Here is a 2,612-nt window from a genome sequence, read left to right as displayed (position 1 = left end):
ATCCTGGCGATGTCCTACTCTCACATGGGAACTCCCACACTACCATCGGCGATGCTACGTTTCACTTCTGAGTTCGGGATGGGATCAGGTGGTACCATAGCTCTATTTTCACCAGAAAACTGGTCGCTTAAGAGATGTTCTTCTTAAGACTGATGTTTGGAATATGAATCAAAGCATGCGCTTTTCAAATCTTGATTTAGTTTTGGCTTGTCTAAAATTATTAGAGTTTGATCAATTTGTTGACCCTAAATCGCTTAGGGTTATATGATCAAGCCTCACGGGNAATTAGTACTGGTTAGCTTCATACATTACTGCACTTCCACACCCAGCCTATCAACCTTGTAGTCTACAAGGGCCCTTTAGGACTCTCAAGGAGTCAGTGAGATCTCATCTTGGAAGAGGCTTCCCGCTTAGATGCTTTCAGCGGTTATCCCGTCCGAACATAGCTACCGGGCAATGCCATTGGCATGACAACCCGAACACCAGTGGTTCGTCCACTCCGGTCCTCTCGTACTAGGAGCAGCTTTCCTCAAATCTCAAACGCCCACGGCAGATAGGGACCGAACTGTCTCACGACGTTCTGAACCCAGCTCGCGTACCTCTTTAAATGGCGAACAGCCATACCCTTGGGACCGGCTTCAGCCCCAGGATGAGATGAGCCGACATCGAGGTGCCAAACACCGCCGTCGATATGAACTCTTGGGCGGTATCAGCCTGTTATCCCCGGAGTACCTTTTATCCGTTGAGCGATGGCCCTTCCATACAGAACCACCGGATCACTAAGACCTACTTTCGTACCTGCTCGACTTGTAAGTCTCGCAGTCAAGCGCGCTTATGCCTTTACACTAACCGTACGATGTCCGACCGTACTTAGCGCACCTTCGTGCTCCTCCGTTACTCTTTAGGAGGAGACCGCCCCAGTCAAACTACCCACCACACAATGTCCCCGACCAGGATTACTGGCCTAGGTTAGAACTTCAATTACACAAGGGTGGTATTTCAAGGACGACTCCACACACACTGGCGTGCATGCTTCAAAGTCTCCCACCTATCCTACACATATCTAATCAAAGTCCACTGTGAAGCTATAGTAAAGGTTCACGGGGTCTTTCCGTCTAGCCGCGGGTAAACTGCATCTTAACAGCTATTTCAATTTCACTGAGTCTCGGGTGGAGACAGTGTGGCCGTCGTTACGCCATTCGTGCAGGTCGGAACTTACCCGACAAGGAATTTCGCTACCTTAGGACCGTTATAGTTACGGCCGCCGTTTACCGGGGCTTCAATCAAGAGCTTCGCACGAATGCTAACCCCATCAATTAACCTTCCGGCACCGGGCAGGCGTCACACCGTATACGTCCACTTTCGTGTTTGCACAGTGCTGTGTTTTTGATAAACAGTCGCAGCCACCTGGTCTCTGCGGCCCCCAACAGCTCATAATAAATTAATCACCATCGGAGGCGTACCTTCTCCCGAAGTTACGGTACCATTTTGCCTAGTTCCTTCACCCGAGTTCTCTCAAGCGCCTTAGAATTCTCATCTCGTCCACCTGTGTTGGTTTACAGTACGGTTCTTATATACCTATGCTTAGAAGGTTTTCCTGGAAGCAGGGCATCAATCACTTCGCTCAATAAAGAGCTCCCCATCACGCCTCAGCATTATGTTCCCGGATTTGCCTAAGAACACTGCCTAAACGCTTGGACCGGGATAACCATCACCCGGATGACCTAGCCTTCTCCGTCACTCCATCGCAGTATATAAAAGTACAGGAATATTAACCTGTTTCCCATCGACTACGCATTTCTGCCTCGCCTTAGGGGCCGACTCACCCTGTGCCGATTAACGTTGCACGAGGAAACCTTGGACTTTAGGCGAGGGGGTTTTTCACCCCCTTTATCGTTACTCATGTCAGCATTCGCACTTCTGATACCTCCAGCATGCTTTACAACACACCTTCACAGGCTTACAGAACGCTCCCCTACCATGCTAATAAATTAGCATCCGCAGCTTCGGTACACCACTTAGCCCCGGTAAATCTTCCGCGCGGGCCGACTCGACTAGTGAGCTATTACGCTTTCTTTAAAGGGTGGCTGCTTCTAAGCCAACCTCCTAGCTGTCTATGCCTTCCCACTTCGTTTCCCACTCAGTGGTGATTTTGGGACCTTAGCTGGCGGTCTGGGTTGTTGCCCTTTCGACTACGGACGTTAGCACCCGTAGTCTGTCTCCTATGATTGCACTTCACGGTATTCGGAGTTTGCCATGGGACGGTAGGTCGGTGTGACCCCCTAGCCATAACAGTGCTCTACCCCCGTGAGTGATACATAAGGCACTACCTAAATAGTTTTCGGGGAGAACCAGCTATCTCCGGGCTTGTTTAGCCTTTCACTCCAATCCACAGCTCATCCCCGCATTTTTCAACATACGTGGGTTCGGTCCTCCAGTCGGTTTTACCCGACCTTCAACCTGGCCATGGATAGATCGCCCGGGTTCGGGTCTAATTCCAGCAACTATGCGCCCTATTAAGACTCGGTTTCCCTTCGCCTACACTATTCGCTTAAGCTTGCTACTGAAATTAAGTCGCTGACCCATTATACAAAAGGTACGCCATCACCAGA

General features: G+C 50.0%; 2 rRNA genes. Both read right to left on the bottom strand.

What is annotated here, in order from left to right:
- Position 1: 1 nt before the first annotated feature.
- A 5S ribosomal RNA gene (gene rrf, locus OS173_RS13200) occupies positions 2 to 116 on the bottom strand.
- A gap of 148 nt (positions 117 to 264) precedes the next feature.
- A 23S ribosomal RNA gene (locus OS173_RS13195) occupies positions 265 to 2,612 on the bottom strand; the annotation flags it as partial.

Source organism: Marinicella gelatinilytica (assembly GCF_026410405.1).
Lineage (GTDB): Bacteria > Pseudomonadota > Gammaproteobacteria > Xanthomonadales > Marinicellaceae > Marinicella > Marinicella gelatinilytica.
This window is presented reverse-complemented; position numbering and strand designations above follow the sequence as displayed.